This is a genomic window from Tundrisphaera lichenicola (genome assembly GCF_051175385.1).
Taxonomy (GTDB): domain Bacteria; phylum Planctomycetota; class Planctomycetia; order Isosphaerales; family Isosphaeraceae; genus Tundrisphaera; species Tundrisphaera lichenicola.
In genome coordinates this window covers 3,238,090-3,265,046 of sequence record NZ_CP195106.1, presented here as the reverse complement: position 1 = coordinate 3,265,046, position 26,957 = coordinate 3,238,090, and the positions used below count along the sequence as shown (strand labels likewise).

The window sequence follows — 26,957 nt, the reverse complement described above, 5'->3', positions numbered from 1 at the left end:
TGGCTCAGGAGCCCCGGGCGGGAGCGGTCGCGGATTCGACCGATCCTTGCCAGCGGGCGCGGACTTCAGGCAGCGGGTACTCGGTGATCGGCAGGCCCAATGCGGGGAGTTCGCGGAGCCGGAGATAGCCCCGGGTCACGCGGGCCTCCTCGGCGGCGACGAAGTCGGGGTCGAGGCCCGACTTGGCGAAGTACCCCTCGGCGACGATCGGGCCGAAGCCCTCGTAAACGATGAACTGGCTCAGGGAGGGGTTGCAGGTCAGGTGACGCTCCTGGGTCGTGTGGAGCGTCTCGGGGTCGACTTCTCCCAGCACATAGCGGAGGTAGAGGTCGGACTCCTCGATCTGCTCCACCTCCAGGCCGCAGACGTCGCAAAGGTAGCCCTGTTCGCAGACGGCCATCGGCGGATCCCTCGCTTTTGATCGGATCGTTCAGCCCAGGAGGTCGGCCATGGTGTAGAGCCGGGGGGGCTTGCCGGCCAGGAACTTCGCCGCGTCCAGCGCCCCCCGGGCGAAGCCGTCGCGGTTCAGGGCCCGGTGCGACAGCTCCAGGCATTCGCCCATCAGGCCGAAGACCACCGTGTGTTCGCCGGGGTTGTCGCCGGTCCGGAGGGCGTGGACCCCGACCTCTCCCCGAGGGCGTTCGCCGACCAGGCCCGACCGGCCGTGGATCAGCCGGTCCGAGCCGATCGCCTTGGCCGCGATCTCGGCCAGTCGGAGTGCCGTCCCGCTGGGAGCATCCTTCTTGAACCGGTGGTGACGCTCGACGACCTCGATATCGGCCGAGTCGCCCAGGGCCTTCGCCGCGTCCCCCACCAGCTTCATCAGGAGGTTCACCGCCCGGCTCAGGTTGGGGGAGATCAGCAGGGCGATCCGGTCGGCCTGCCGCTCCAAAGTGGCCTTCTGATCGGGCTCGAACCCGGTGGTCCCGACGACCAGCGGGATGCCCCGGGCGGCGCAGTCTTCGCCCAGGACGAGGCTCCCGGCGGGGGTCGAGAAGTCGATCATCACGTCGACATCCCCGTAGGGCTCGAACGTGAGCGGGACTCCCAGCGGGCCGAGGCCGACCAGGGGGCCGACGTCGGACCCCAGCCCGGGATGATCGGGGAGGTCGACCGCGGCGCCCAACGTCAGGTCGGGGTCTTCCTGGATCAGTTGAATCAGCCGGGTTCCCATCCGGCCCGTGGCGCCGTGGATGCCGACCGAGAGCGGTGTAGCGGGCAATGCGGGAGTCCTCGCCGAGGTAGGGCCGGATCCGACGCTTTCCCGCGTCCGACGGCCCCCAACCTGGAAACTTGATCTTACCCGAGGATCGGGGCGGTCGCGAGGCGAAATGCGGTCGCCGCCTCGATCACTCCGGGGCCGAAGGCCCGTCAGTCGCCGGGCTCGGAGTACAGGGCGATCGTCCGGATGATGTCGTCGAGGTCGTTGGCGACGCTCACCGGGCGATTGGCGAAACCGGCCCTCCGGACGCCCCGGCTGCCCAGGACCTTCTCGAAATTCTCCTGGTCGGTCCCGTGATAGGCGACCGTCGCCGTCGGGTCCTTGAGCTGGTGGCCGGTCAGGATGCAGACGACCGACTCGCTCGGGGCGATCACGCCTTCCTCGCGGAGCTTCCTGGCCCCGGCCACGCTGGCGGCGCTGGCTGGCTCGCACCCCAGCCCGCCGGCCCCGACCCGGGCCTTGGCGTCCATGATCTCCTGATCGGAGACCTGGCGGACCACCCCGTCGCAGAAATCCAGGGCCCGCAGGCACTTCTTCAGATTCACCGGTCGGTTGATCTCGATGGCCGAGGCGATGGTCGAGGCCTTCGCCCCGTCGGTGTCCATCTTCTGATAGTAGGCATCGGTCACCGCCATATCAGGCAGGCCGTTGAGCCAGGACAGGCCGTGGTGGCCGACGAGCTGGTCGAGCGTCTGGGCCCCGGCGGCGTTGATCACGGCCAGCCGGGGGACCCGATCGATCAGGCCGAGATGCTTCAGCTCGATGAACGCCTTGCCGAAGGCGCTGGAATTGCCGAGGTTCCCGCCGGGGACGACGATCCAGTCGGGAGGCTCCCAGGCCAGGGCCTCCAGGACCCGGTACATGATCGTCTTCTGGCCTTCCAGCCGGAACGGATTGACCGAGTTCATCAGGTAGATGCCCAGCCGGTCGGCGACCTGGCGGACCCGGTGCATCGCGTCGTCGAAGTCGCCGACGATCTGGATCGTCAGGGCCCCGTGGTCGAGCGCCTGGGCCAACTTCCCGTAGGCGATCTTGCCCGATCCGATGAAGATGATCGCCTTGAATCCGAACGGAGTGGCCGAGCAGTAGACCGCCAGGGCCGCCGAGGTGTTCCCCGTGCTGGCGCAGGCCACCCGTCGGGCATTGACCATCCTCGCATGCGTGAATGCTGCGGTCATCCCGTTGTCCTTGAAGCTCCCCGAGGGATTCATCCCCTCGTACTGGAGCCGGAGCTGGCCGGGATTCATGCCGACATACTGCCCGACCTTGTCGGCGACCTGGAGGAGCGTCTGCCCCTCGCCGATGGTCACGACCTGATCGGCCGGCGCGAAGGGGAGAAGCTCGCGGAACCGCCAGACGCCGGAAAAATTCAGGGGATTCAGGCGGCTGGCCCACTTCGCCTCGAAATCGGACAGTCGTTTGGGGACGGGCAGGCGGTCCCAGTCGTACACGACGTCGATGAGGTCGCCGCACTCGGGGCAGGCGAAGGCCACCTGATCCACGGACAGCGTGGTCCGGCATGCCGGGTTGAGGCATTGCTGGTAGGCCAGGTCGGTCTGCGTCATGGGGACCACGGGCATCGGGGCGTTCTCGGGCTCGATGCGAATGGCCGACGGCTTCCATCCAGGCCGGAACCCGGTAACTGGGCCCGACGACCGCCTCGACACCCGCCAGGCTTTACTCTACCGGCAGGATCACGGGCACGACAAGCCGAAATTCGCGCCCACGACCCTCGGGAATCGCCGGACTTTGACCGATGGAGGGACAAGAAATCCGTCAAAAAAGTTGCCTCGAGCTTCCCCTCGACGTATACAATAAACTCAAAACGTGCGATTTGGTCACTCTTCAAAGATTCACGTATCGGTTAGGGTTGTTTTGGCGGCGGATTGGCAATATAAAACGATCCACGGTTCGTTAAGATGACTTGTTGTTGCTGGGCAAGAACGGAGACGACAGCTCGCGACGAGAAATCGGGTTGACGTTCCTGGCGGATTTTCTATTGTTATAAGTGAGATATCTGTAAACCTTACTTCTGTAAGAGTTGGTGGATGTCGTCCTGAGTGGATCAATGTCCAAGTCGAACAGAACTTGGATCGATGGCATGTTTCGCCATCCTCGCCAAATCCTCGGCTTCCCCCCGGCCTGCAGTCGCTCCCTTCCTTTTTCCCGCCTTTGACGCATTTCCGGTACCACAGAGGAGTCTCATGGCAGTTACCACGTCAAAAGCTTCGACTTCCAAGGCCGCTGCTCCGAAGCCCGTCGTCCCCCCTCGTCCCTCGCCCGAAATTCGCCGGGTGGCCGACCTGCTCAAGCAGGTCTCCGATCCGACTCGGCTGCAGGTCCTGATGCTCCTGAATGAGAAGGAGCGAAACGTCTCGGAACTCTGCTCCGATCTCGGAACGCAGAGCCAGCCTGCGGTCAGCCACCACCTCGCCTTGCTCCGTCACGGTCGATTGATCGAGCCCAGGCGCGCCGGCAAGCATAACTTCTACGGCTTGACCGAGGCCGGGCGTGAACTGGCGGAAGTCGTCAATTCCATCGTGGGTTGATCTCCACTTTCGCTGCACCGGAACTGCGGAAGTGTTGCAAGGGTGGTCCGCCGCAAGGCCTACTGGCTTCGCAGCGGACCTTCTTTTATTATTGGGCTCGCTTTCCGAATCCACCGCGTATCAAGGGCTGGGCTTGGGGGCCGGCCTGACCGCCAGTCGATCGACCACCCGGGTCACGCCCACCGTCTCCCTGGCCAACTCGACGGCTCGTTGCTTGGCCTTGGCGTCCGCCACGGTCCCGTTCATCGAGATCACGCCATCGTCGGTGCTGGTGAGTTCAATCGTGGCATCGTTCAACGCCTTGTCCCAGTGGATCCGGCCGTAGACCCGGGCCTGGACGCCCATGTTCTCGACCGATTCCTTGGCCTTGGCGAATTGCCTCTTGGCGGCCTGGCCCAGGTCCTTGAACCCCTCCTTGATATCCTGGCCCACCTCGTCGAGCTTCTGGCCGACGCTCTGGCCGGTATCCTGGGCCCGAGCGGGCCCGGCCCAGGAGATCGCGAGGGCGGCAACGGCGAGGGGCATCCATCGGGCTTGCTTGCGATTCATCGTTCTGTCTCCCTACCTGGTCGAGGGTCCGGCGGCATCGGGGATGTCGCACGATCCGTTCGGTCGCGGCGGTCAGGAGACGCAAATCGGGGGCCGGGCCGAGACCTCGTCGATCTCGGCGGATCGGTTCAGCCCCGGGGCTTCTCCGAGCCGTGGACGCCGGGCGTGGCGTCGGCGGGCTGGACCGGCTCGGCCAGGCATCGGCGGATCAGGTCGAGTCCGTGGCGGACGTCGGCGATCCGCCCGGCCTGGTTGCCGACCTCGCGCTCGACGACCAGGGGGCCGGTGTAGCCGACCGCGCGGAGGGTCCGAAGGAACCGGGGGATGTCGACCTGCCCCTGGCCGAGGGGGACTTCCTGGCCCCACTGGCCCGGGATGGTCGGGCGGATCGCGTCCTTGACGTGGACGCTCCGGATGTCGGGGCCGAGGATCTCGACGGCGTGGATCGGGTCGCCCATGTCGTAGAGGAGCATGTTGGCCGGGTCGAAGTTGACCTTGAGATTGGGGGATTTCAGGTCGTCGAGGGTCATCCGGAGCAGGAGTGCCGTCTCCTGGCCGGTCTCGAAGGCCAGGGTCACGCCCTTCTCGGCGGCCATCTGCCCGGCCTTGGCGAGGGTGTCGAGCATCGACTTGCGGCCGGGGTCTCCGGCCTCGGGCAGGAATCCGGCGTGGAGCATCAGGTCGGTGAGCCCCAGGGCGAGGGTCCGGTCGATGGCCCAGGCCAGCCGTTCGAGCCGCTCGGGGCGGGTGGCGGGGTCGCCGAATCCGCCGGTCGCCTGGATCGTCTGGGGCGTGGTGTAATCTTCCCCCGGGAATCCGAGCATCGCCCCGGTAAGGGTCAGGCCCGAGGCTCGGGCGGCCTCGGGCATGTCGTCCCCTTCGGACCAGCTGGCGTGGTGGGGGTCGCCGCAGGCGATCTGGGTGGCGTTGGTCCCGAGGTCGCCGAGCAAGCGTTTGAGCTCCTCGACGCTGCCGACTTGCAGGCTCCAGGAGCAGACGCCGACGGTCAGGGGGGGCAGGGGGGAGTTCGGTTGCTGGGACACGGGCTCACCTTCGGGTCGGGACGTGGCTGTCTTGGGCTCCGGCCCCGATGATAGCTTCCGCCTCGATGCCGGGCGACAGGCTTCCGACGATATTTGATCGGCCGTCGTTCTGTTTCGGCCCCGGGATCTCCGCCCGAAGGGGGCTCGGATCCGGGGAATTGGCGGGGATCCGGGGAAGGAGAGGCCGGCCACTTTCGGGCCGGGGCTCGCCTCAACTATCGTCGACCGTGGTGGCCGATTCGACCGGCCGATTGACGAGATCGTGGCTGAAGACGGTCCGGTCGCGGCCCGCGTTCTTGGCCTGATAGAGCCCTCGGTCGGCGGTGGCGATCAGGGCCGAGATCGACCGGGGCCGTCCGGGAGGGGTGAATGCCAACCCGAGGCTGGCGGTGACCCCGAGCGGGACCCCCCCGGCCAGGATTCGCCGAGAGGCGAGGGTCGATCGGACCCGTTCGGCACGCTCGGTGGCCTGGTCGGGCGCGGCGACCGGCAGGGCCACGACGAACTCCTCGCCGCCGTAGCGGGCGACCAGGTCGTCGGTCCGCGTCGCCTGGCGGAGGACCACCGCGACCTCGCGGAGGACGATGTCGCCGACCTCGTGGCCGTGGGTGTCGTTGATCCGCTTGAAGTGGTCGATGTCGAGCATCAGGACGGCGGTCCCCAGGCCTCGGAGCGACCCGCGGTCGGCCAGCGGCCCGAACTGGGACAGGAAGAACGCCCGGTTGTACAGGCCGGTGAGCTGGTCGCGGACGGTCCTCTCGAACATCTCCCGCTGGAACTTCTCCTCGCAAGGGTCGGGGCGGATGAACTTGAGGATGACGTTGGCCCCGATCTGGAGCCGGTCGCCGTCGTCGACCCGGACCGGGGTGTTTTCCGGGAGCCTCTGGCCATTGAGGAAGGTCCCGTTGGTGCTGCCCAGGTCGGTCAGCCGGACCTGCCCTTCGTCGTCGGTCCCGAGGTAGGCGTGGTATCGCGAGATGCTCGAATCGGGCAGCTGGATCGTGTTGTCGGCCGAGCGTCCCAGCCGGCTCCCCCCGGCGGACAGCCGGAGCATCGCCCCGGGGATCCCTCCGCTGAGGACGATCAGATACATCGGATGCTGGGACGACGAGGAAGAAGATGAGCCGGCCTGGCCGGAGCCCGCGAGGAGGTCGCAGAGGTGGGTGGCGCCGTTATCGTCCATGGTCGATCCTCGTTCTGCGGTCCTTGGACTGGTTCGCGACCCCAGGTTTGTCCCGATGCCGACCGGGTCGATCGGGCTGACCGACGCGGCCCAGAGCCCGTCTCCCGTCAACCCTAGGTCGCCGCCGAAGCCTGTCAAATGATCTCCCGGGAGGATTTTTGGACGGCCCGAGGGCGGAAGGGCGGGGATCGATTCCCGAAAGGCCCGGTCGACGGGATTCCCTCGTCCCGAGGCGACCTTGAGCCGGATCGCCGGATCGGGGTATAACCGGGACGCCGCCGAGGGGTTGCGACGGGGCGTCGCTCGGCCCTTCGGCCCGGCCCGGGGGTCGTCCGGGTCTCTGGCGTCCAGGGAGAGGGACCCGTGCGAATCACCCCGATAGCGATCCCCCGGCCCCGCGCCTCCTGGCTCGTCGGCCTGAGCCTGCTCACACCGGCCGCCTTCGGGCAGGCCCCGACATCCGCCACCAACGCGCAGCCCGGCCGGACTGTCCCCGAGGCCCTGGACTTCGCCAACCGGCTCTACCGGGAGCGTCGGTACGACCTGGCGGCCGAGCAGTTCGAGCTGTTCCTCAAGGACGCCCGGCCCGGGGCCGATCCCGACGCCGCCAACGCCCGCTTCGGCCTGGGCAACGCCCGGCTCTTCCTGGGCAAGTACCGGGAGGCCCGCCAGGCGTTCGAGGATTTCGTCCGGTCCGCCCCCGACCACCCCAACGCCCCGACCGCCCGCTACCGGATCGGCGAGACCGCCTACGTCCTGAACGACCTCCCCGCCGCCCGCCGATCCCTGGAGGCCTACACCGCCAGCGGCCCCGCCGACCGTCGGTATCTCCAGGCGGCCTGGTCGCACCTGGGCGATGTGGACTACCGGCTGGGCGACCTCCCCGCCGCCCGGAAGGCCTACGAGAACGCCCTGGTCGGCGACCCCCAGGGGAGCCTGGCCGATCGGGCCCGGCTGGGCCGAGGTCGGGTCCTCGCCGCCCTGAATGAGACCGAGCCGGCACTCCAGGCCCTCCGAGGGCTGGCCGAGCGGGGCGGCCCCGAGTGGCTCGACAAGGCCCAGTTCGAGATCGGCCGGATCGAGGCCTCCTCCGACCACTGGCTCGAGGCCGCCAACGCCTTCGAGGCCGCCGAGAAGGCCGCCCCCCGAGGCCCGATGGCCGTCGAGGCCCGGGTCGAGCGGGCCGAGGCCCTGCTCAAGCTCAAACGGGTCGACGAGGCCGAGGCCCTGCTCAGGCCGATCGCCGAGGACCCCGCGCAGCCCCTGGCCCCTCAGGCGGCCGACGCCCTGGGGGCCTCGCTCCTGGCCCGGGGCAAGGCCGCCGAGGCGCTCGCGACCCTGGAGGTCGCCCGGTCCCGGTTCGCCGGGTCCCCGTCGGCCCCGATCCTCCAGTTCCACGCCGCCGAGGCCGTCCTGGCCGCGGGCCGACCCGACGAGGCCCGGACCCGGTTCCTCCAGCTTGTCGAGGACGACCCCCGGTCCCCCCTGGCCGACGATGCCCAGCTCCGGGCCGCCTCGCTGGCCCTCGACGCCAAGGATTGGGCCGCCGCCCGGCAGGCCGCCGGACCGTTCGACGAGCGGTTTCCCCAGAGCCCGCTCCGGGCCGATGCCCGACTGATCGACGCCCGGGCCGCGCTCTCCTCCGGCCAGCCCAAGGACGCCATCGAGATCCTGACCGGAGCCCTGGCCGAGGACCGACCGAGCCCCGCCGTCGCCCAGGCGATGACCTATTACCTGGGCCTGGCCTACCAGAGGGCCGGGCAGGCCGATCAGGCCGCCGAGGTCTTCGGCCGGCTCGCCAAGACCCCCGCGCCCCTGGCCTCCGACGCCCAGTACCTCCTGGGCCAGACCGCCTTCGACGCCGGCCGGTTCGCCGACGCCGTCCCCGCCCTCCAGAAGTACCTGGCCGACCGGCCCGACGGCGAGGTCGCCGACCATGCCCTGGCCCGGCTCGCCCAGTCGCAGTCCGAGCTGGGCCAGGCCGCCGAGGCCGACGCCAGCCTGGCGAAGCTCGCCGAGAAGTTCCCCAGGAGCCCGACCCTCAACCCGACCCGATCCCGACTGGCCGAGTCCGCCCTCGCCGCCGGGGAGTTCGACCGGGCCGCCGGGCTCTTCCGGGCTTCGAGCGAATCCGCCGAGCCCGCCCAGAAGGCCGGGGCCCTCTCCGGGCTGGGCTGGTCGCTCCTCCGGGGGGGCCACCCCGCCGAGGCCGCCGAAACCTTCGAGGCCCTCCTCGAAGCCTCGCCCGACGACCGGCTCGCCCCCGAGGCCGCGCTGGCCCGGGCCTTCGCCCTGAATCAGGCCGGTCGGCCCGAGGAGGCCATCGCCGCCTATGCTTCGGCCCTGGAGAAGTCCCCGAAATCCCCCCAGGCCGGCCCGGCCTCGCTGGCGCTGGCCCGTCTCAGGGCCCAGGCGAAGCAGCCCGAGGCCGCCCAGGCCTACGAGTCGGTGGCCCGCGACCACCCCGAGGACTGCGGCGAGCCCCTCGACTCGGTCCTCTCCGAGTGGGGCTGGACCCTGGTCGATCTGGACCGGCAGGCCGAGGCCGACGACGTCTTCGGCCGACTCCTCCGCGATTTCCCCGAGAGCCCCCGGGCCTCCGACGCCCGCTACAACCTGGCTGTCTCCGCCTTCGCCGCCCGGGACTTCGACCGGGCCCTCGACCTCCTCAAGCCCCTGACCGCCGAGGGGGCCGAATCTCGTCCGACCCTGACCCCCCCGGCCCTGATCCTCCGGGGGCGAGCCCAGGCCGAGAAGGCCGACTGGGCCGGGGCCTCCTCGACCTTCGCTCGCCTGATCGCCGCCGACTCCGACGGGACCTATCGCCGGGAGGCCCGGTTCTGGAAGGCCGAGGTCGCCTTCAAGTCGGGCGACGCCGGGGCGGCCGAGCCCGAGTTCGCCGCCCTCGCCGCCGAAGCCCCCGCCGAATCCGACTTCCCCGGGCTAGCCTCGACCGCCCGGGCCAGGCAGGTCCAGTGCCTCGCCCAGCTCGGCCGATGGCAGGACACCCTGGCCGCCGCCGATGCGTTCCAGGCCGCCGGCTCGTCCGACCCGCTCGCCCCCGAGGTCGAATATGCCCGGGGGCGGGCCTGCCAGGGGCTCGCCCGCTTCGACGAGGCCCGCCAGGCCTTCGACAAGGTCCTGGCCGCCCGGAAGGGGACCGACCTCGCCGCCCGAGCCCAGCTCATGCGAGGAGAAACGTATTTTCATCAGAATATGTATCGGGACGCCCTCCGCGAGTTCTACCGGGTGATCCTCCAGTACAACGCCCCCGAGTGGCAGTCCGCCGCGCTCCTGGAAGCCGGCAAGGTCCACGAGAAGCTCGACCAGTGGAAGGAGGCCGCCGAGAGCTACGAGAATCTCATCAAGGCCCGGTATCCCAACGACCGGAACGTCGAGGAAGCCACCCGGAGGCTGGAAGCCGCCCGGAGGAGGGCCGGACAATCCCCGGGGGCGGACGACGCGAGCAACCAATGACGGGGAGCGGGCCGGCCTTCGTCATCGAGGCTCGATCTCTTCCCCACTTCCCAAGCCGGGGCCTCGGACCGGATAATAGGCGAGGCGAACCGAGCGACTCGGGCCCGCCGGGAGGATCCGAAGCATGATCGACCAGATGACCCGAAAGCCCCTGTGCGTCTCCACCGACGGGACCGCCGGGCCTTACATCATGGTGCCCCTCAGCCAACTCCCCGAACTCCGTCAACTGCTCGACGATCACGGCATCCTCCACCTGGTGGAGGAAGATGCCATCTCGATGAACGGCGAGCCCGAGATTGCGACCATCGACCTCGGCCGGGAGGTCGACGTCTCGGCCGTCCAGGAAATCATCGACGGCGTCCGTTGACCTTGGGGAAGAGCTATGTCCTTGTCGGAGGAGATCCGATCGCTCAGGGATCGAGTCCTGGCCGATCTCGTCTCGGTTCACGATTATTATTCCAACACGAAAACCGCCTGGCGCATCGTCCACAAGGTCATCACCGCCGGTAATACGATCACGGTCAGGAACCTGGCCACCGGGACGGTCACCACGCAGGCCGACCTCGCCAGCAAGGCGAGGGGGTACGTCGCCGAGCAACTCGCCGAAGCCACGTTTCAGCAATTCATCTCCCTGTTCGAAGAATTCTATTTCGATTTCTTATGCCTTTGGCTGACCGCCTATCCCCAGAGCCTGGGCAGGAAGACGGTGGACTTCAAGGTGGTCCTGGAATCGCTCGACAAGGAAGCCATCACCCGGCATGTCGTGAAGAAAGAGTTGAATGAGATCCTGTATGATCGACCGACCGCCTGGTTTGCCTATCTGGAAGACAAGGTGAAGCTGGGTTGCCCTTCGGCCGGGGAAATCGAGCGGGTCGCGGAGGCCAAGGCTTCGCGTGACATCCTGGTCCACAACCGCAAGATCGCCAATCGAACCTACGAGTTGAAGTCCGGGCAACTGGCCAGGTTTCGCGAGGGGCAACGGCTGGACATCCCCGAGCCTTACCATCGAGAGACCTGGGAACTCATCCGGAAGGTGGTCGGCGACATCTCGAACGCCGCCATCGCAAAGCTGACGTAAGCCCATGCCGACCCCTCCCCGAAGGTCGGGCGTCGAGCATCGATCGACTTTCATGGATCCGAACGGCTCATCTCGGCGGATTCGAGGGCGTCCCGCCCCTCCAGGACCCTTCCGGGATCGGTCGGATCATCGGTCGAGGATCGGTCGGGCGAGCCGTCGAGGGCCACCGGAGCCCCGGCTCGGCCTCCTCGAAGTCCTCCCGATCCTCGAGGCCGAACGAACCCAGGACCTCCTCATCAATTGCCTCGACGGGCATCGAAGCCTCGGCCTCGACCCGACGCAACTCCTTCAGAGCCTTGTAGACCGCTCGTTCGGCGGCGGCCTCGTAACGGCGGGCCAGGATCGCCTCGCGTGACGGGTCGAAGCACGCTCGATCCGCCGCGCCGGCCCGATCCGCATCGATGGCCTCGAGGTCGAGCGTCTTCCGATGCTCCAGGAGCGATTCGATCTCCTGATCGATCAGGCGTCCCATTTCGTCCCGAGCCCAGCCGGCGCGTTCGGGGTCGGAGAGCCCTTCGCCATCGACATCCGAGAGGAATTTGAAGTTGCCGATGATCGCCTCGGAGAGGGCGTGGACCCGGATGACCGGGACCTCGGCCCAGCGCTGGCCGGTGAGGTTGGCCAGCCGGTCGCCGTAGGTCCAGTCCCACCGGCCCGAGTCCAGCTCCTCGCGGAGTTCCAGGAGGCAGGCGATCAGCCGGTCGACCCCCTCGGGCATCGACCGGAGCTTCCGGGCGTAGGTGGCCGGTTCCTTGATCAGATAGGCGAGGGTGTGGTCGACCTCGGCGATCCGGGCCTCGTCGAAGTCGGCCTCGGCGTGGGCCGCTCGATGCTCGATCGCGGCCAGTTCCTGCGAGGAACACCGCTCGACCCGGACGGTGAGTCGCGCGATCCGCTTGACCAGATAATGCCCCATCTCGCAGGTCGGCCGGATCTCGCGGAGCATCGCCGCCGACCGTCGCCGGACCTCGGCCGCATCCCCCTCGGGCACGACCACCCCATCGCCGGCCATCCCGTGCTTGAGGGCGTTCCGCCGGGAGATCGCCTTCCCCTCGGCCGAGATCGGCCCCCGACTTTTCAAACCATTGGCGCGAGACGCGGCGATCTGGGCTTCGGTGCGGGACATCGGCGGCAACTCCGGATCAGGCTCTGGTGATGAGGGGAACGCTCCGTTTCTCAAAGGATCGTGCCGATCGGGAATTTTTAAGCACACGATCCGGGAGGACCGAGGGAATCGTCGAAGAAGTTGGGCCGTTGCTCGGAACGGTTTCCCACCCATCATGCCGCGCAGGAATGCCGATCCGAATGGCATTCTCGTAGCTACCGATCGAGGGATAGGGATACCAAATGAGCGGCGAACCGGGTGGGATGAAGCGTCCGGTCATACGCTTGGCTGTTTTCCGTACTTCTTCCTGTACGCACCGCGTGCCGCTTCTTGCTCGGCGTCATCCGGCGAACGCTCTATGATCCGGCCGTCCTTGATGTCGTAGGCTCGAGTTCCAATGTCAGAGGAATATATAACTAAGGAACCCGAAGGTGACCAGGCGAACGCCCATTTTTGCCCATCGGAAGCCCTGGTTTGGAATGTGATTTCACGCTTCGTTTGCGTCTCTCTCACTTTGAGCCGGACGCAGTATCGGAGACTCGGGCCAGCCTCCTCACCCGAGATCTCGGGTGTCACAGCGTAGGCTCCGGACGGAGAGACAAGAGGGGCTGCGACGGGAGGCGAACAGCCTGCCATCAAGAGGCAGAACAGTGATGTGCGGAATAATTTTTTCATAAATCGATAACGTGAAAATGTGTTTAATGAAAGACGATCGAGCGGACCCGAATCGGTTCTACCTTGCATTGCCTCCCGTCGCTAGGCCGAATCAATGAAGAATCGGCGAAGGGGCACAAGGCGAAGAAACTGTACCTGTTAACCCAACAAAGGGTCGGGAAACCTGTACTTTCCGCAACTTCCTCTACTTGAGCCGCTGAGGATCGCGTGGACTCAGTCCGGCTTGGTCGGGACGATGACGAGACGCTCTTGACACCACCTCGGTCGGCCATATACTCAAGATCGTTGAGTTCTCACGGTGCTTGAGCAACAAGGTTCGCGTTGGGGGCAAGTCATGTCGGACGACGAACTCGGTCGCCTCAAAAGTGATCTCGATGTGATGCGGGGTGCAATGGGGCTGCACGTGCCCTTCGGCAAGGGGGTGTTGGCGGTCGGCATCTCCCTGATGGCCACGGCGGCCCTCGCGGCGGTCGTCAGCCTGCTCGTCGAGCGGGACTCATTGCAACAGGCCTTGCCGACCGCGGTGATGGTCGCGGGGCTGATCGGGCTGTTCCTGCGATCCCGGCGCACCCCCGGCCTCGACCCCGAGGTCGTGAACCAGGTTGCCGTCTCGATCTGCATCTATGGCGTCGTCTGGGTCGCTGCATGCGGATATCTGATCGCGGGCATCGCCGGCCCCTCCCTGGAACCGTCCCGGACGGCGGCGCTGCACGCATCCAGCGTTGGGTTGCTCCTGACCTTCTCCTTCCTCCTGGTCCGTTCGGCGTTCAGGAGCAGGCAGCGGCACTACTGCCTCGGCCTTGCCGTCTCGACCCTGCTGGCCGGGATGCTGCTTCCGGTCCTCGACTGGCATTACAGCTATCCCCTCGCTCATGGCTTGATGGCCGTCGGCTACCTGGCGGGCGTCGCGATCCAGTCAGCCCAACTGCGGGAGGCGGTGGCGAGTCATGCAGCCGATTGATTTCAACGGGCTCGATACCACGGTCCATGGCCCCTTGCGGCTGGGTGTGCTGACTGCACTCCAACTCGATGGGCCTCACGACTTCACCGCCCTGAAAAAGAGGTTGGGCGCGGCCGATGGCAGCCTGGGACTGCAACTCCAGAAGCTGGAAGAAGCCGCATACGTCAGGTCCGAGAAGTCCTTTGTCGGCCGTCGCCCGAGGACGACCTACCTTCTGACCGGGAAGGGAAGATCGGCCCTCGCCGGCTATCTGGACACCCTTCAGCGGCTCTTGGTGGCGATGGGGCGTACCTCAGGAGCGGGCTGAACGCACTCGGCGGCGGCGCTTCCTGCACGACGCTGCGTCGCGCCGATTGGCCGAGGGCGGTTCCCGCCCTATTTCTACCACAACCGGACGGCGACGATGATCCCCGTGGCCCAGTTCAGCCTGGTCACGGCGAGGTCGGCCCTCCCGTTCAACTCAGTGATCAGCCGCTCCACATTCCGAGAATGGTCTTCAGGCCAGTTGGCCTGGGGCAACATATCGTCCACGACGTAGAGGCCGCCCGGCTTGAGAAGACGCAAGGCGTCGTCCAGGTGGCTGTACTTGCCCGGCCAGGCGTCGGCGAACACGACGTCGAAGGATGATGCGGCCTGGGCGGACAGCCACCCGGCGGCGTCCTCGACCAGGAACGTCGCCCTCGGGTCGCCCCCCAGGTGATGGCGTGCGACCTCGGCCACCCTCGGGTCGTCGTCGATGCTGACCAGCCGGGCATTGGCGTCCATCCCGGCCAGGAGCCACGCCGCCCCCATCCCCGTGCCGGTCCCTACTTCCAGCAGCGCCCCACCCGGCTTGCTGGCGGCCAGGGTGCGAAGCAGGGAGCCGGTCCTCGGCTCGGACGCCATGTCGAACCCGAGGGACCGGGATTCGGACTGGAGCCGCCCGATGACCTCGGGTACGTTGGAAACTTCGCCGTCGTTCACGGGGTTTTCCTTTCCTGGGGCGGCTTGAATCCCCCGTTGGTAAGCCGGTCGCCGTGCCTGTCAACCCGTCGCCAGACCGGATCGTCCGTGGCGAGGTCCTTCGGCAGCGAGACACTCCGCAGCATCCGGGGGTTCGGGAGGCCGAACCAGGGCACGAGTTCCGTAAGGGTGGGCAACACTCATCGGCGTTTTTCCCCAATCCTCTCATCGGTCCGGGTGCCCGAGAACAAGCCCGGCGCCGGAGTTGGGGTAGGGTGTGGTGAGGTGGACGGTGCCGAACCTACGCGTTTCGGTATCATCGTCAACAGAGCGAGGAGTGAACATGTCGGAAATTTACGTCAGCACCGATATCGAGACGGACGGTCCGATCCCCGGCCCGCACTCGATGCTCAGCTTCGGCTCCGCCGCCTACACCGCCGAGAAAAAGCTGGTGGCGACCTTCGAGGCGAATCTTAGCACGCTCCCCGAGGCCCAGGGTCACCCCGATACGATGGCATGGTGGCAGACGCAACCCGAGGCGTGGGCAGAATGTCGCCGTGACCTTCGAGAGCCCGAGGAAGCGATCCGGGCCTACGTCGCGTGGCTCAAGTCCCTGCCCGGCAAGCCTGTCTTCGTCGGCTATCCCGCCGGGTTCGATTTCCTCTTCGTCTACTGGTACCTGATCCGGTTCGCCGGGGAGTCGCCGTTTTCATTCTCGGCGCTGGACATCAAGACGTTCGCGATGGCCACCCTGGGTACCAGTTACCGCGAGACGGCCAAGCGGCGGATGCCGAAGCATTGGTTCGACCACTTGCCGCATACACACAAAGCGTTGGACGACGCCATCGAGCAGGGCGCGTTGTTCTGCAATATCTTGTCAGACAACAGGAGACTTCCGCGGACAAAGGACCGGGAAGCCGAAGGTTAACGAATTCTCCGCCGCTCACGTCGTCACGTGCCGACCCATCGGCCCCCACGATCGTCGCGGCCGCATCTCGATGTCGTCAGCCCAATGATATTCCCAGCCCTGAGTATACAAGCCGCAGCCCCGCTTCCTGACGCGGTCATTCCACCGTCGGCGGCGGTTCAGGATGCTCGGCTTCAGGTAGATGTCACGCCTGGCTTTGTGCCAGCGGCAGTGGTTGAGCGGGTAGGCACCTTCGGCGCGGATCAACTTGCGGAATCTTCGGAGCGCGTCTTCGATCGACTCGTCCTCTTCCAACTCGATCCGGATACCCATGTTGCGGCGTCTTGACGGCTGACGCGATGCCGGGGGAAAGGCGATTTGACGAGAGAACACCAGGATTGTCGCACCGTGTTCGCGGAGCGGCAAGTCGGGATGGCAGCAAGTCCCGTGGAATGGGCGGCACTCATCGGGCTCGATCTCGCCGAAACGGGTCGGTGCCCCACCCTGCCGAACTTCTCCGACGCGAGGTCAGGGGCCGTGCTCGGCGATGGCCGATGGCTTGGCTCCGTGGTGTCCGCATGCTCGACAGGCGGCCCTTCGCTTATTCTCCCAGATGCTGCCGGACGCCCCACAGCGGATACAACTCTTCGAGTCGGAGGGGCAGGCGTTGCAGGCGGAGGAGGATCTCATCAACCGGGTGCGTCCGGCGTTCTTGGTGAGCCGTGCCAGGCAGACCGGACAATGGCGCTTGCCTCGCCGCAACTTGGATGGGGAATCCGACCGATTCTGGGGCTGATGCGGCGTGGCGTCTTCTCGTTGCCAGTCCGGCATGCTTCCGCATCCCCTCCATCGAACATGTGATTATTCTGTCGAGAGAGAACGATGCCTCCCAGATGGGTCGAAGCCGATCCTGGAGGTCCGGGAGGCTGAAATACGTCGCTAACGCCAGCGGTGGACGACCCCGAAGAAGATCGCGAACGCCGAGATGATGACGGCGGCGATGATGAGGGCAGCCCGGGCTGGGGGTGATTTCCCCGGATCGAGCGGGCTCCAGGGCGAGAAGTCGGAGGTGATCGGATCGGAGTTCGACCTTGCCTTCTTCATGGTTGGGCCTCCCCTCGGTGGTTCGAGGATAGCGGAACCGGGGGAAGGCCTCAAGGGAGGGCAGCGAAGCGGGCGTGGGGGATCAGGATCTTCCGTAGTTGGACCGTCGGGGAGAAGAGGCAACATCCGGGGCGAACGTAACGAACGAAGGGCGGCTCCCGCGATCGCGAGGAAGCCTCCCTTCGTCAAGAATGACCGGCGAGGGAGGAGTGGGTCGGGCTCAGAACTGATCGGCGCTGATGACCTCGCCGCCGGACCGGGTGCCGAGCGCCCACCAGATGTTCGGCTGGAGGGTGCTCTTGATGAACTTGACGCTGCCGTCGCCCATCAGGACGTTCGCCCCGCCGGGATGGTTGCTGTTGGCGTTGGTGATGTTCGAATGATCGGCCGAGAAGGAGGGGCAGCCGACGCAACCGAACCGACATTGGCCCCACTGGTGCTGCGTCGAGCTGGGGGGGACGATGGTATTGAACATCGTCATCGTGTCGGCACCCCAGGCCCAGTAATAGCCCCGATTCACGCTCAGGCTAGTCCCATTGGTGGCCGTGGCGAAGGCCGTGCTGCATTGTTGAATGGTGGAGAGTAACATCGCGGGATTGACGCTTGCGTTCTGGACCTGAAATCCGCCGTTGATGTTAACGCCGGTGACACGAGGCCGGGGAGTGGTCGCGGCGCTGTCGCCGACCAGCCCTTCGCTGAAGGCGACGGTATTCGACGAGCCGTCGGTGCAATCCCTGAGGCCGTACGCCGTCGCGTAGTAGAAGAGGCCCGAAGATCCGCCGCTGGACCCCGAATTGCAGGCGGGGCCGTTATCCACGCCGCTGCTCGCGTATGTGGTCGTGCCCATGCTCGCGTAGTAGTTGTTGATGAAGGCCTTGCCCGCGTTGCCATCGGAGGGGCAGAGGAACGAGGCGACCTTCGAGTTGGTGGCCGTCGAATTGACCCCGGCCGCCACGACGATCGGGTCGATGGAGAAATTGATCGCGTTGTAGAGCGCGGATTGCTCGATGTATCCGAACATCAGCGCCTCCGCGCTCCAGCCGGTCCAGGCCACGCAGGGGAGCCCCCCGTTGGAGGGATTGATCGGGTTCCTCGACGCCGCAGCCCCCATCGGGAAGGTGTCGTTCGAGGTGTGGTAGTTGTGCATCGCGAGGCCGATCTGCTTCAGATTGTTGGTGCACTGGGCGCGTCGGGCGGCCTCGCGGGCGGCCTGCACGGCGGGGAGCAGGAGGGCGATGAGCACGGCGATGATCGCGATCACCACCAGCAGTTCGATCAACGTGAAGCCGCTTCGACGGATTCGAGCCTCTGACATGCGAATCTCCTCGCCTGATTGACGTGAGGGAAATGCCCCGCGATTTTGCAGGGAGGCACCCCCACCTGAGGCCGTCGGTCGCGACGTCGCCCCCGTGAAGATGGCTCCTCGGGCGTGTCCTGCCGGAAGTGTCCCGACGATTCGTCGGCCTTCTCGCCCTCGCCCGCCTCTCGTGTCGTCCCTGCCGGCCCGCGTCTCGTCGGCGTCCCGCCATCACGCCGCCGGCGGCGTCATCCGGCCAGGAGTGGCGGCGTTATACGGTAAGAAGCGACGACGGCCCCGGGACTGTCCCATCATTGATGCAATAAATCGAAATCGCGGCGATGGAAGCCCGTCCCACGACGGGGAACGCCCCGGATCCCCGATAGGGAATGGTGAACCCGTTTGCATGTCGTTTTCTGGCGACATGCAAATTCATTAAATATGAAAAGCTGATTGTCGATCCTCGTCCGGCCCGATCCCGGGTGTCGCGAATGTGTCGCGCGGGATATCACGGAGTAGGGCCTCTGCACGAGCTGAATTATCGATAATATCCGGCCGAGGTCAAGTCTCCGTTGAAGATTGTACGCGATATTGTTGAAAACTATAAAATTGGATGATTTGTTTTGTTATTTATGATTGATCGTGAGAAATGTGGGGTGATCCGGGCCGATGGCATCCCGAGGAGGGATCGATGTCGCGACCTCGCTCGACGATCGCCCGTCGCATGGCCGCCGCGGCAGCCCTCGGCATCGAGATCGGATCGACCCGGCTGACGTCCCCGCCGGGATGGCCGGACGGCACCCGGGAGCGGCCATTTCGGCTTCCTCTGCCCCTGGCCCTCCGATTCGGCCTCTCGCCGCTCGCCCCTTCGGGAGTGCGCGGGCCGGGCGGCTGTGGTGGCTCACCGCCGCCGGCCTTCGCTCACCCCGTCGAATAGAGCACATACGCCACCTTGGCGTCCGGGACGATCCGCTGCTGCTCCGCCTCCTGTTCGGCCTGGAGTCGGCCCCGATACTCGACGCCGATCTCACGCAGGCGGGCCATGTCGCGGTCCCACTTCGGGACGTCGTTGGCGTACTCGCCGGTGCGGGGGATCATCGGCCGTCCCAGGATGAACAGGTGCGGGATGTTCGACTCGCGCAACACCTGCCGATGCCATTGGTTCGGCGCTCGCAGGGGCACGACGAACCCGCCATCCTCCAGCGCCTGCTCCAACTGATCTCGCCGTTCCCCCTGGACGTTCATGGTGTCGAAGTAGGCGAAACGCCCCTTGGAGAGTGCGGCCGCCTGGACGCCGGCGATCCGCGTCATGTCCTCGACCGGGAACGCCTGGAACGCCTTGACGTTGAGGATGAGGTCGAATGCCTCCCGGCGGAACTCGTCGCGGAAGTCGTGCACTTCGGCGGCGAACGAGCCGGCGGGGTCCGCCGGGCCGAGTGGTTCGGTCAGGTGGGCGAATTCGCCCGACTCGCTCCGCTGAAACTGGATCGCCACCGGCGACACATCGGTCGCGACCGCCTGCAACCCGAGATGGGCGAGGAGGCGGGCCAACGGTGAAAGACCGCACCCCGGAACCCAGACGGACCGCCAGCCGCGCGACTTGAGAACTTCGGCGAGCTGGGGCAACTGCTCCACCCCGATCGTGCCGATTTCCTCGTCCCACGGGTCTCGCTGGCGGCGTGCCAGCCTCGACTCGTAATGGGCATCCCAGCCCAGGTGGTCGTTCCAGTCCTCGGGCATCTTCACTTTGCGCATCTTCGCCACCGGAGTTCTCCTTCGGCCGGTTTTGCGCATTCAAACGGAAAAGTCGAATCGAACCGGCCAACCGAACGCATCTTCTTGGTATGTATCAGCGGCCCGAGTGTGACAGGCGATCGAGATTGGATCGTTTTTCGTCCGACCCTTCCTGTCTTGGAAAACTGGGTGATTTGGGATGTTCATGTGACTTGGTGGGGGGGGTGATCTCTCTCGATTCTGTCGTATGATAATGACGACCGGCGCCAGCCGGCCCTCTCCCTAAACTCCCGCCTTCACCTCCCCGAGATTCCTCGATGGTCCCCACCTTACTCACCACTTCCCTCGTTGCCTGGATCTTCTGCCTGGTCCGATATCCATTCCGGCCGGTCTCGGCCGTTGGCTCGGCCCATCCTCCGGAGGGATACTTCTTCGGAGATCCCGAGAGCCCGACCAGGGCCGAGCGCGAGGCACGGACGTTGCAGTTCGCAGGTTCTTCCCGCTGATCTCACGCCGTAACCTCGTCGTTTGCCATCTCGGCCCCGATCGAGGCCCGGGCTGTTTGTGCCGGGCCTCGCTCGTTGGCCTCATCGAAATTCCGTTGGATCTCGACCATCCCACGAGGTTCGGCCTGTGTTGCGCCCGGCGGTAATCCTCCCGGAAAATGGGGAGTGGTGCTGCGCCCCCCTGGACATGAATATCGGGCATTGGTGGAATGCCACCAATCCAGTGATGGGGCGATGTCGCCCCGATCGGTTCCATCGGCCTGGCCCTTCGGGCTTCAGGCCCGGGAGGACCTCATGACCCGGTACCTCGTGATCTTGCTCGCGGCCTTCGCATGCAGCATGGTGTCGGCAACCCCGGGGGCTGACGACAAGCCGAAGATACGCACCTGGCGGTATCTGGGCGAAGATGGCCACGTCGGCACCATCTCCGGCCCAGACGGCGAAGACTGGACGGAAAGGCGACCGGCCGACGAGGTGTTGAGCACGTTCCAGTTCCTGCGCCGGACCAACCGATTCACGGAACTGATCGACAAGACCCGCAATTTCACCCTGATCCTGTACTGGGACGGCGAGAGCGAGTGGAGCGTCGGCGAGGGCTGGAACACCTGGCACAAGGGGACGTGGGAGGAAGGGCCGCGGCCGAAACCGGAGTCTGAGGACCTCCATTGAGTGGCAGGATCGGAGGCCACCTTCGCCGATGGGCCTTGGTGATCGGTAGAATGAATGTGCGTTCGTGTGTGTTGTTTTTGTCTGGATTTAAGTCCATGACGCTCCGTCATGCGCACTGGTGACGGAGTGCCGTCACCAGGTTTGGATCTCCGGAGGCCCTGGCCGGTCCCCGCTCAGACCGTCACCACGACCTTGCCCACCTGCTGATTCGACTCCAGGTAGCGATGGGCCTCGACGATTTCCCCGAGCGGGAATGTCCTGGCGATGAGCGGCTTGAAGCTGCCGTCGGCGAGGCCGGCGTTGATGAAGGTGACGGCTTTCTCCAGGCGTTCGGGGTCGCTGGTGATCTCCATCATCACGTAGCCCCGGATCGTGAGCCACTGGCCCAGGACCCCGAAGAGGGGCAAGGGGGTCGGCTCGGTGCTCAGGGCCCCGTAGAGGAAGAGGATGCCCAGTTTGGCCGTCGCCCGGGTGAGCTTCTCGAAGGTCGGGCCACCCACGGGGTCGAAGATGACCCTGGCCCCCCGGCCGTTGGTGAGTCCCAGGATTTCCTTCACCAGATCCTGCTCGTCGGTGGCGATGACGTGGGCCGCTCCCGCGTCGAGGAGCGCCTGCCGCTTCGAACTCCCCCGCGTCAGGGCGATCGGGGTCGCGCCGACCTTGTTGGCGATCTGGATCGCCGCCAGGCCGACGCTGCTCGACGCCGCCGGGATGACCAGCGCATCCCCCCGGGTAAGCCCCGCGATGTCGATCAGCGCCCCATAGGCGGTCACGTACTGCATCCAGACCGCCGACGCCTCCTCCCAGGAGAGCGAGGCCGGATGATGGATCACCGCATGCACCGGGGCGTTGGCCAGATCGCCGTAAAGCCCGTAGTCGTTCAGGGAAAAGCTCGGGATGGTGCTGACCGCGTCCCCGACCTGGAAGCCCTGAACGCCCGGCCCGATGGCCTCGACCGTCCCGGACGCCTCGTAACCGAGCCGGGCGGGGAGCTTGGGCTCCTCCAGGTACTGCCCGGAGCGGAACATCGCCTCGGCGCGATTAAGCCCCAGCGCCTTGACGCGGATCTGGACCTCGCCCGGCCCGGGGGCAGCGATGTCGATCTCATCGATCTTCAGGACTTCCGGCCCGCCGATCTCGTGAAAGCGGACGACTCTGGCCATGACTTGCTCCTGGTGAGGCTCTCGGCTCGATCACTCGCATTCTAGCGGTCGGGGCAACGAGGGAGGCCTCGTGCGGCGATCGGTATACGTTCGATCTGGGCAGCGGCGACGTGCTGGCATAAATGAAGGGAAATACCTTGCTGACCCCGTCGAAGAAGAGGACGGACGTGACGGCGAGGAAGAGGATCGTGGAGCCGTGGGCGACGAATCGGCCCGCGATCCCGCCTCGCTTCGCGAGGCGTTCGAGCCGTCCCGACGCGAGCGCAGCCGGGGCCTGCAAGGTGAAGAAGGCCAGTTGATAGCCGGAGAACCGCGAGGTCGCGATCCCGAACATCAGCTCGTGGAACACGCCGCTGACGAGGAAGACGAGCACCACCGAGCGGGCGGGCGCCCGACGTCCGCCGGTCGTCCGGAAGACATTCCGATACATCCATTCATGAATCCGGTCGTTGTACCTTCGCCAGAACTCGGACACGGTCCGCGACAGGTAGATGTCCCGGATGATCGGGGTTGTGTCGAATCCGGCCAGGTGTTCGAGCCCGCAAAGGGCACGCGAGAGCGACTCGACCGCCACGACGAACGCCAGCAACATCGCCGCATGATGGAGCGCGAAGCTCGATCGGATCGGGTCGGTGCCCGACAGGAACCTCAGCGTCAGCACGGACCCGATGACGCAGGCGATCCCGACCACGATGCGCGAGAGGTGCGGCCAGGGGCTTTCCGGGCGTCCCAGCCGTCGCCTCTGGTCGGGGTAAACGACGGCGAACACCGGGAACGGGATGAGGAGTCCGTAGTAGTCCCGGAGGATCGTGCCACGGTCCAGGCGATCCCACCGGCGGAAGTAATCGATGATCTTGAAAGCAAGATCGCCCGAGAGGACGGCGGACGCCGCCCGAAGCCCGACGCTCGCCGAGGGGATGAGCAACGGGCAAGCCAGGATCACCGGCACGAGGCACCAGGCCGCTTTGGCGGCGGGCACCACTCGAAGCCTCAAGAGGATGAGGGGGGCCGCGACGGCGCAGCCATAGGCGACCGCGAACGCCAGGAGGAGGGGGCCAGCCGTGCTCATCGGTCACCATCCCGGATCTGACGCATCACGCAACGCCGCGTCATACCTCGGCCCGGCATCGGAAAATCTCGAAGATTTGGTGTACGGACGTTGACAGGATGCCGATGAAAGATTCCAATCCTCGAATCCGACCGTGTTCCTGATCATGTGAACAGGACAGGCCGGGCTCGATCATTCCGGGAGGTTACCATGTCACACCCGATTCCGGCAGGGCATCACGCCATCACGCCGCACCTGGTCATCAAGGGGGCATCCGAGGCGATCGAGTTCTACAAGCGAGCCTTCGGCGCGGAGGAGATCGACCGGACGCCGTTCCCGGCGGAGGATGGCGGGCTCAAGATTGGCCACGCGGAGTTGAAGATCGGCGATTCCAGGCTGTTCCTTGCCGACGAGTTCCCCGACTATGGATCGGTCGGCCCGGGTAGCAGCTCGCCGGTGATCCTTCACCTCTACGTGACCGACGCCAACGCCGCGTTCGCCCGCGCCGTCGAGGCCGGTGCCACGGTCAGCATGCCCCTGTCCGACATGTTCTGGGGCGATCGCTACGGCAAGGTGATCGACCCGTTCGGTCATCACTGGTCGATCGCCGAGCATCTGGAAGACGTCACGCCCGAGCAGATCCAGGAGCGGATGGCCGCCTTCGCGGGCGAGCCCTGCGCTTGAGAGGGGCCGCGTGAGTCGATGCCGGATCTCGCCCGGGCCGAGGTTCGGTCCCCCGCTCGAATTCGTCGCGCACAAGATGGCCCGCCCCGGAGATCGGGGCGGGCCTGATTGGTTATGTGCTGTTGTTTTTATCGGGCGAGCTTGCGGCGACGCCAGCCGTAGCCGATCATCCCGAGGCTGCCGAGGCCCATCATGACGATGCTGGCGGGCTCGGGCACGGCGTTGGATTGCAGGACCACCCGATCCAGGAGGGCGCCGATGTTGTCGCCCCCGGCGTTCGAGAACGAGATGTGGAAGTCGCTCGTCGGCGAGCCGATGACGAAGTTGATGGTCTCCGTGGTGAACGGGTCGGCCGAGTCCCGGGTCAGGATGGTCGAGCCGAACAGGCTGGCATTGTTCGATGTGCCCAACGAAACAGTCACCACGTTGGTGTCGCCCCGCTGCGAGCCCGCCAGGTCGAAGGACAGGGTATAGGAGCCGGCCGCCAGGCTCTGCCCGTTCGAGGACATGACCCCGGCGTTGAAGGTCGACCCGTCGAGGTCGACGTACACCCCGTTGCCGGGCAGGAAGTCGAAGAATCCGTTACCGACCGTGTCCACGGTCCCGGCCGAGATCGACCAGTTCGCGAAGGAGTTATAATTGAGGCCGGTGCTCTCCTGGTCGAAGTCGTCGCTGAAGATGATCGCGGCCCGAGACTCGCCCGCCGCCAGGCCGAGGAACAGCATCATCGCCGTCAGTGCAATCCGCGTCGAAAGTCGGTTCATCATGGAACTCCGATAGTCACGAATGAGGGGGAGGTGTCTCCGAGCGGCGGGGGATTTGCGTGAGGTTTGGTTGCCGGAAGCCGCCGGGACTGGAGCCACTATTGGCAGGGTCGGGCTCGGGCGTGGAGGCCCTGTTGGATGGGTTAAACGCGAGGATGCAGCGGGGCACCAACCGGAGTGCTGGAGCATCAGAAGGCCACGGCCATGATTCGCAAAATCAGCCTGGAGCCCGAATCGGGATGAGGGCGGGCCTCGCCGCGATTGCCCTCGGGGGCGGGCAATCCTGCTTTCCGCAACCGTCCGAGGGAATGGCCCCCGCCTCGCCTCCGGTGTAATCTCGAATCGTCCGATACGCGGCGGGTCGTCCGCGTTTCACCGGTCGGAGAGGTAACCGAGCATGCACCCCCGAGATCGACGGATAAGCATTTTCGAGAGATCACGATGGCTCGTCGTGTCTCTGATTTCGATGCTGCCGATGGCCACGGTCGAGGGGCAGGACAGGCCCAACATCCTCTGGCTGACCAGCGAGGACCACGGGACGCAGATGGGTTGCTACGGCGACCGATATGCGAATACTCCCCACGTCGACCGGCTCGCGGCCCGGGGGATGATCTACTCGCATGCCTGGTCCAACGCCCCGGTCTGCGCCCCGGCCCGCTCGACCCTGATCTCGGGGATGTACGCGCCCTCGACCGGAGCCGAGCACATGAGGAGCCTGGTCCCGTATCCGTCAGGCCTGAAGATGTTCCCGCAGCTCCTCCGCGAGGCCGGCTACTACTGCACCAACAACGCCAAGGAAGACTACAACCTGGCCAAACCGGGCCGGGTCTGGGACGCCTCCTCGAAGTCGGCCCACTGGAGGAATCGACCGTCCGGTCGGCCATTCTTCGCGGTCTTCAACTCGGAGAAGAGTCACGAGAGCAAGATCCGCACGCCTCCCCCGATCCCCGGTCACGACCCTGCCGGGGTGAGGGTCCCGGCCTATCATCCCGACACGCCCGAGGTCCGGGCCGACTGGGCCCGCTATCACGACGGGGTCACCGACGCCGACGCCGACGCGGGCCGTCGACTGGCCGAACTCGAACGGGACGGGCTGGTCGACGACACGATCGTCTTCTACTTCGGCGACCACGGGTCGGGCATGCCCCGGAGCAAGCGCTGGCCGTATGACTCGGGCCTCCGGGTCCCGCTGGTGGTCGCCATCCCGGAGAAGTGGCGGCACCTCGCCCCGGAGGGGTATACGCCCGGCGGTCGATCGGATCGGCTGGTGAGCTTCGTCGACTTCGGCCCCACCGTCCTCAGCCTGGCGGGTGTCCGCCCCCCGGCGTGGCTGCAGGGGCACGCCTTCCTCGGCGAGTTCGCGGCCCCTCCGCAGCCATTCCTGTACGGATTCCGGGGACGGATGGACGAGCGTCGAGACCTGGTCCGGAGCGTCACCGACGGGAACCTGGTCTACATCCGCAACTACATGCCGCATCTGATCTACGGGCAGCACATCGATTACATGTTCCAGACCCGGACCACGCAGGTCTGGAAGGCGCTCCACGATCAAGGGAAGTTAACCCCGGCGCAGGACGCATTCTGGAATCCCAAGCCGCCGGAGGAGCTTTACAACCTCCGGGACGACCCCGACGAGGTGCACAATCTCGTCGACGCCCCCGAGCATCGGGAGTCGCTGGATCGGCTCCGGCAGGCCCACCGGGACCACGCCCGTGGGATCCTCGACGTGGGCTTCCTTCCCGAAGGGGACCGCTTCCGCCGTTCCCAGGGAGCGAGCCCTTACGACCTGGCTCGCGAGCCCGGCCGCTACCCGTTCGATCGGATCTTCGCGACCGCCTCGGAGGCCTCGATGACCGGCCTCGACGCCCTGCCGGATCTGAAGTCGAAGCTCGTCGACGACGATCCCGCAGTCCGCTACTGGGCGGCGCTGGGGATCCTGATCCGAGGGAAGGCCGGCTTCGAGTCGGCCGGGAAGGAACTCGCGAAGGCGCTGGACGACCCCTCGCCCGAGGTCCAGGTCGTCGCCGCGCAGGCCCTCGGGACCCACGGCTCCGAAGAGGATCGATCCCGGGCCATCGCGAATCTCCTGAGCCTGGCGGACTGGTCGAAGAACGACGTCTTTACCTCGATGACGGCGCTGGCGGCGATCGACGACCTCGGCCCGAGAGCGGGCTCACTCGCGAAGTCGATTCGAGCCTTGCCAGCGAAGGGACCCGCCCCCGATCCCCGCTACGCCTCCTACGTCCCGCGGTTGCTCCAGGACCTTTCCGGGCGGTAGGCTCCGGCCTCGAAAGAGG

The 26,957-nt window shown here is 66.2% G+C and carries 27 protein-coding genes; 12 read left to right on the top strand and 15 right to left on the bottom strand.

What is annotated here, in order from left to right; translation table 11 throughout:
- Positions 1-4: 4 nt before the first annotated feature.
- The 3 genes from P12x_RS13000 to P12x_RS12990 all read right to left on the bottom strand — a co-directional run bounded on the left by P12x_RS13000 (position 5) and on the right by P12x_RS12990 (position 2,802).
- Entirely contained in the window at positions 5-400 is a 396-nt protein-coding gene (locus P12x_RS13000; RefSeq protein ID WP_435011293.1) for a hypothetical protein, read from the bottom strand.
- Positions 401-430: 30 nt separating this feature from the next.
- Positions 431-1,222 carry a 4-hydroxy-tetrahydrodipicolinate reductase gene (gene dapB, locus P12x_RS12995; protein WP_435011292.1) on the bottom strand — a complete coding sequence of 264 codons (792 nt, stop codon included), beginning with the start codon at positions 1,220-1,222 and terminating at the stop codon, positions 431-433.
- Positions 1,223-1,371: 149 nt separating this feature from the next.
- Complete coding sequence (locus tag P12x_RS12990) at positions 1,372-2,802, bottom strand: threonine synthase (protein ID WP_435011291.1); 1,431 nt, start codon at positions 2,800-2,802, stop codon at positions 1,372-1,374.
- 624 nt (positions 2,803-3,426) lie between these two features.
- On the opposite strand from P12x_RS12990, the gene P12x_RS12985 reads away from it, so the two are divergent.
- A complete protein-coding gene (locus P12x_RS12985) occupies positions 3,427-3,771 on the top strand; it encodes an ArsR/SmtB family transcription factor (RefSeq protein WP_435011290.1) in 345 nt (114 codons plus the stop codon).
- A 120-nt stretch (positions 3,772-3,891) separates the two neighbouring features.
- Here the strand turns inward: P12x_RS12985 and P12x_RS12980 are convergent, their stop codons facing one another.
- The 3 genes from P12x_RS12980 to P12x_RS12970 all read right to left on the bottom strand — a co-directional run bounded on the left by P12x_RS12980 (position 3,892) and on the right by P12x_RS12970 (position 6,546).
- Positions 3,892-4,320, bottom strand: a complete 429-nt coding sequence (locus P12x_RS12980; RefSeq protein ID WP_435011289.1) for a BON domain-containing protein — start codon at positions 4,318-4,320, stop codon at positions 3,892-3,894.
- 128 nt (positions 4,321-4,448) lie between these two features.
- A complete protein-coding gene (locus P12x_RS12975; protein WP_435011288.1) occupies positions 4,449-5,363 on the bottom strand; it encodes a sugar phosphate isomerase/epimerase family protein in 915 nt (304 codons plus the stop codon).
- 211 nt (positions 5,364-5,574) lie between these two features.
- Positions 5,575-6,546 (bottom strand): diguanylate cyclase, encoded by a 972-nt coding sequence (locus tag P12x_RS12970; protein WP_435011287.1) that lies wholly within the window; start codon positions 6,544-6,546, stop codon positions 5,575-5,577.
- Between the two features lie 363 nt (positions 6,547-6,909).
- On the opposite strand from P12x_RS12970, the gene P12x_RS12965 reads away from it, so the two are divergent.
- From P12x_RS12965 to P12x_RS12955, 3 genes are all read left to right on the top strand, one after another.
- A complete protein-coding gene (locus tag P12x_RS12965) occupies positions 6,910-10,023 on the top strand; it encodes a tetratricopeptide repeat protein (protein ID WP_435011286.1) in 3,114 nt (1,037 codons plus the stop codon).
- A gap of 124 nt (positions 10,024-10,147) precedes the next feature.
- The gene (locus P12x_RS12960) at positions 10,148-10,390 is read left to right on the top strand and encodes a hypothetical protein (RefSeq protein WP_435011285.1); all 243 of its coding nucleotides are present in this window, start codon (positions 10,148-10,150) and stop codon (positions 10,388-10,390) included.
- A gap of 15 nt (positions 10,391-10,405) precedes the next feature.
- Positions 10,406-11,101, top strand: a complete 696-nt coding sequence (locus P12x_RS12955) for a hypothetical protein (RefSeq protein ID WP_435011284.1) — start codon at positions 10,406-10,408, stop codon at positions 11,099-11,101.
- Between the two features lie 67 nt (positions 11,102-11,168).
- Here the strand turns inward: P12x_RS12955 and P12x_RS12950 are convergent, their stop codons facing one another.
- A complete protein-coding gene (locus tag P12x_RS12950) occupies positions 11,169-12,227 on the bottom strand; it encodes a hypothetical protein (protein WP_435011283.1) in 1,059 nt (352 codons plus the stop codon).
- A 988-nt stretch (positions 12,228-13,215) separates the two neighbouring features.
- Between P12x_RS12950 and P12x_RS12945 the strand changes: the two genes are divergently transcribed.
- Both P12x_RS12945 and P12x_RS12940 read left to right on the top strand, forming a co-directional pair.
- Positions 13,216-13,842, top strand: a complete 627-nt coding sequence (locus P12x_RS12945) for a hypothetical protein (protein ID WP_435011282.1) — start codon at positions 13,216-13,218, stop codon at positions 13,840-13,842.
- Positions 13,829-14,149 (top strand): transcriptional regulator, encoded by a 321-nt coding sequence (locus P12x_RS12940; RefSeq protein ID WP_435011281.1) that lies wholly within the window; start codon positions 13,829-13,831, stop codon positions 14,147-14,149. The genes P12x_RS12945 and P12x_RS12940 overlap by 14 nt, the downstream gene beginning before the upstream one ends.
- Positions 14,150-14,223: 74 nt before the next feature.
- Here the strand turns inward: P12x_RS12940 and P12x_RS12935 are convergent, their stop codons facing one another.
- On the bottom strand, positions 14,224-14,805 hold the full coding sequence (locus tag P12x_RS12935) for an O-methyltransferase (RefSeq protein ID WP_435011280.1): 582 nt from the start codon (positions 14,803-14,805) through the stop codon (positions 14,224-14,226).
- Positions 14,806-15,127: 322 nt separating this feature from the next.
- Between P12x_RS12935 and P12x_RS12930 the strand changes: the two genes are divergently transcribed.
- Positions 15,128-15,712, top strand: a complete 585-nt coding sequence (locus P12x_RS12930) for a 3'-5' exoribonuclease domain-containing protein (RefSeq protein WP_435011279.1) — start codon at positions 15,128-15,130, stop codon at positions 15,710-15,712.
- A gap of 15 nt (positions 15,713-15,727) precedes the next feature.
- Here P12x_RS12930 and P12x_RS12925 read toward each other — a convergent pair whose 3' ends face one another.
- The 3 genes from P12x_RS12925 to P12x_RS12915 all read right to left on the bottom strand — a co-directional run bounded on the left by P12x_RS12925 (position 15,728) and on the right by P12x_RS12915 (position 18,110).
- Positions 15,728-16,024, bottom strand: a complete 297-nt coding sequence (locus P12x_RS12925) for a small ribosomal subunit protein bS21 (protein ID WP_435011278.1) — start codon at positions 16,022-16,024, stop codon at positions 15,728-15,730.
- 606 nt (positions 16,025-16,630) lie between these two features.
- Entirely contained in the window at positions 16,631-16,795 is a 165-nt protein-coding gene (locus tag P12x_RS12920; protein ID WP_435011277.1) for a hypothetical protein, read from the bottom strand.
- 220 nt (positions 16,796-17,015) lie between these two features.
- Positions 17,016-18,110, bottom strand: coding sequence for a DUF1559 domain-containing protein (locus P12x_RS12915; protein WP_435011276.1), 1,095 nt, complete (start codon positions 18,108-18,110; stop codon positions 17,016-17,018).
- 673 nt (positions 18,111-18,783) lie between these two features.
- Between P12x_RS12915 and P12x_RS12910 the strand changes: the two genes are divergently transcribed.
- Positions 18,784-19,029 carry a hypothetical protein gene (locus P12x_RS12910; protein ID WP_435011275.1) on the top strand — a complete coding sequence of 82 codons (246 nt, stop codon included), beginning with the start codon at positions 18,784-18,786 and terminating at the stop codon, positions 19,027-19,029.
- Here the strand turns inward: P12x_RS12910 and P12x_RS12905 are convergent.
- Positions 19,014-19,856: a hypothetical protein gene (locus P12x_RS12905; protein WP_435011274.1), complete on the bottom strand. Its 843-nt coding sequence runs from the start codon at positions 19,854-19,856 to the stop codon at positions 19,014-19,016. The two genes, P12x_RS12910 and P12x_RS12905, sit on opposite strands and share 16 nt — an antisense overlap.
- Before the next feature lie 287 nt (positions 19,857-20,143).
- Between P12x_RS12905 and P12x_RS12900 the strand changes: the two genes are divergently transcribed.
- Both P12x_RS12900 and P12x_RS12895 read left to right on the top strand, forming a co-directional pair.
- Positions 20,144-20,332 (top strand): hypothetical protein, encoded by a 189-nt coding sequence (locus P12x_RS12900; protein WP_435011273.1) that lies wholly within the window; start codon positions 20,144-20,146, stop codon positions 20,330-20,332.
- A 294-nt stretch (positions 20,333-20,626) separates the two neighbouring features.
- The gene (locus tag P12x_RS12895; RefSeq protein ID WP_435011272.1) at positions 20,627-21,001 is read left to right on the top strand and encodes a hypothetical protein; all 375 of its coding nucleotides are present in this window, start codon (positions 20,627-20,629) and stop codon (positions 20,999-21,001) included.
- Between the two features lie 173 nt (positions 21,002-21,174).
- Here the strand turns inward: P12x_RS12895 and P12x_RS12890 are convergent, their stop codons facing one another.
- The gene (locus P12x_RS12890; protein WP_435011271.1) at positions 21,175-22,164 is read right to left on the bottom strand and encodes a zinc-dependent alcohol dehydrogenase family protein; all 990 of its coding nucleotides are present in this window, start codon (positions 22,162-22,164) and stop codon (positions 21,175-21,177) included.
- Entirely contained in the window at positions 22,106-23,233 is a 1,128-nt protein-coding gene (locus P12x_RS12885; RefSeq protein ID WP_435011270.1) for an MBOAT family O-acyltransferase, read from the bottom strand. Before P12x_RS12885 ends, P12x_RS12890 begins: the two co-directional genes overlap by 59 nt.
- A 189-nt stretch (positions 23,234-23,422) precedes the next feature.
- Between P12x_RS12885 and P12x_RS12880 the strand changes: the two genes are divergently transcribed.
- Positions 23,423-23,896, top strand: coding sequence for a VOC family protein (locus P12x_RS12880; protein WP_435011269.1), 474 nt, complete (start codon positions 23,423-23,425; stop codon positions 23,894-23,896).
- Between the two features lie 128 nt (positions 23,897-24,024).
- Here the strand turns inward: P12x_RS12880 and P12x_RS12875 are convergent, their stop codons facing one another.
- Entirely contained in the window at positions 24,025-24,663 is a 639-nt protein-coding gene (locus P12x_RS12875; RefSeq protein ID WP_435011268.1) for a PEP-CTERM sorting domain-containing protein, read from the bottom strand.
- A gap of 448 nt (positions 24,664-25,111) precedes the next feature.
- On the opposite strand from P12x_RS12875, the gene P12x_RS12870 reads away from it, so the two are divergent.
- A complete protein-coding gene (locus P12x_RS12870; RefSeq protein ID WP_435011267.1) occupies positions 25,112-26,938 on the top strand; it encodes a sulfatase-like hydrolase/transferase in 1,827 nt (608 codons plus the stop codon).
- Positions 26,939-26,957 lie beyond the last annotated feature (19 nt).

Bases quoted from the DNA above. Each gene is read 5' to 3' on its own strand.
- P12x_RS13000 (WP_435011293.1), bottom strand. From the start codon at position 400: ATGGCCGTCTGCGAACAGGGCTACCTTTGCGACGTCTGCGGCCTGGAG.
- P12x_RS12990 (WP_435011291.1), bottom strand. From the start codon at position 2,802: ATGCCCGTGGTCCCCATGACGCAGACCGACCTGGCCTACCAGCAATGC.
- P12x_RS12985 (WP_435011290.1), top strand. From the start codon at position 3,427: ATGGCAGTTACCACGTCAAAAGCTTCGACTTCCAAGGCCGCTGCTCCG.
- P12x_RS12980 (WP_435011289.1), bottom strand. From the start codon at position 4,320: ATGAATCGCAAGCAAGCCCGATGGATGCCCCTCGCCGTTGCCGCCCTC.
- P12x_RS12970 (WP_435011287.1), bottom strand. From the start codon at position 6,546: ATGGACGATAACGGCGCCACCCACCTCTGCGACCTCCTCGCGGGCTCC.
- P12x_RS12960 (WP_435011285.1), top strand. From the start codon at position 10,148: ATGATCGACCAGATGACCCGAAAGCCCCTGTGCGTCTCCACCGACGGG.
- P12x_RS12955 (WP_435011284.1), top strand. From the start codon at position 10,406: ATGTCCTTGTCGGAGGAGATCCGATCGCTCAGGGATCGAGTCCTGGCC.
- P12x_RS12950 (WP_435011283.1), bottom strand. From the start codon at position 12,227: ATGTCCCGCACCGAAGCCCAGATCGCCGCGTCTCGCGCCAATGGTTTG.
- P12x_RS12945 (WP_435011282.1), top strand. From the start codon at position 13,216: ATGTCGGACGACGAACTCGGTCGCCTCAAAAGTGATCTCGATGTGATG.
- P12x_RS12940 (WP_435011281.1), top strand. From the start codon at position 13,829: ATGCAGCCGATTGATTTCAACGGGCTCGATACCACGGTCCATGGCCCC.
- P12x_RS12930 (WP_435011279.1), top strand. From the start codon at position 15,128: ATGTCGGAAATTTACGTCAGCACCGATATCGAGACGGACGGTCCGATC.
- P12x_RS12925 (WP_435011278.1), bottom strand. From the start codon at position 16,024: ATGGGTATCCGGATCGAGTTGGAAGAGGACGAGTCGATCGAAGACGCG.
- P12x_RS12920 (WP_435011277.1), bottom strand. From the start codon at position 16,795: ATGAAGAAGGCAAGGTCGAACTCCGATCCGATCACCTCCGACTTCTCG.
- P12x_RS12915 (WP_435011276.1), bottom strand. From the start codon at position 18,110: ATGTCAGAGGCTCGAATCCGTCGAAGCGGCTTCACGTTGATCGAACTG.
- P12x_RS12910 (WP_435011275.1), top strand. From the start codon at position 18,784: ATGTCGCGACCTCGCTCGACGATCGCCCGTCGCATGGCCGCCGCGGCA.
- P12x_RS12900 (WP_435011273.1), top strand. From the start codon at position 20,144: ATGGTCCCCACCTTACTCACCACTTCCCTCGTTGCCTGGATCTTCTGC.
- P12x_RS12895 (WP_435011272.1), top strand. From the start codon at position 20,627: ATGACCCGGTACCTCGTGATCTTGCTCGCGGCCTTCGCATGCAGCATG.
- P12x_RS12890 (WP_435011271.1), bottom strand. From the start codon at position 22,164: ATGGCCAGAGTCGTCCGCTTTCACGAGATCGGCGGGCCGGAAGTCCTG.
- P12x_RS12885 (WP_435011270.1), bottom strand. From the start codon at position 23,233: ATGAGCACGGCTGGCCCCCTCCTCCTGGCGTTCGCGGTCGCCTATGGC.
- P12x_RS12880 (WP_435011269.1), top strand. From the start codon at position 23,423: ATGTCACACCCGATTCCGGCAGGGCATCACGCCATCACGCCGCACCTG.
- P12x_RS12875 (WP_435011268.1), bottom strand. From the start codon at position 24,663: ATGATGAACCGACTTTCGACGCGGATTGCACTGACGGCGATGATGCTG.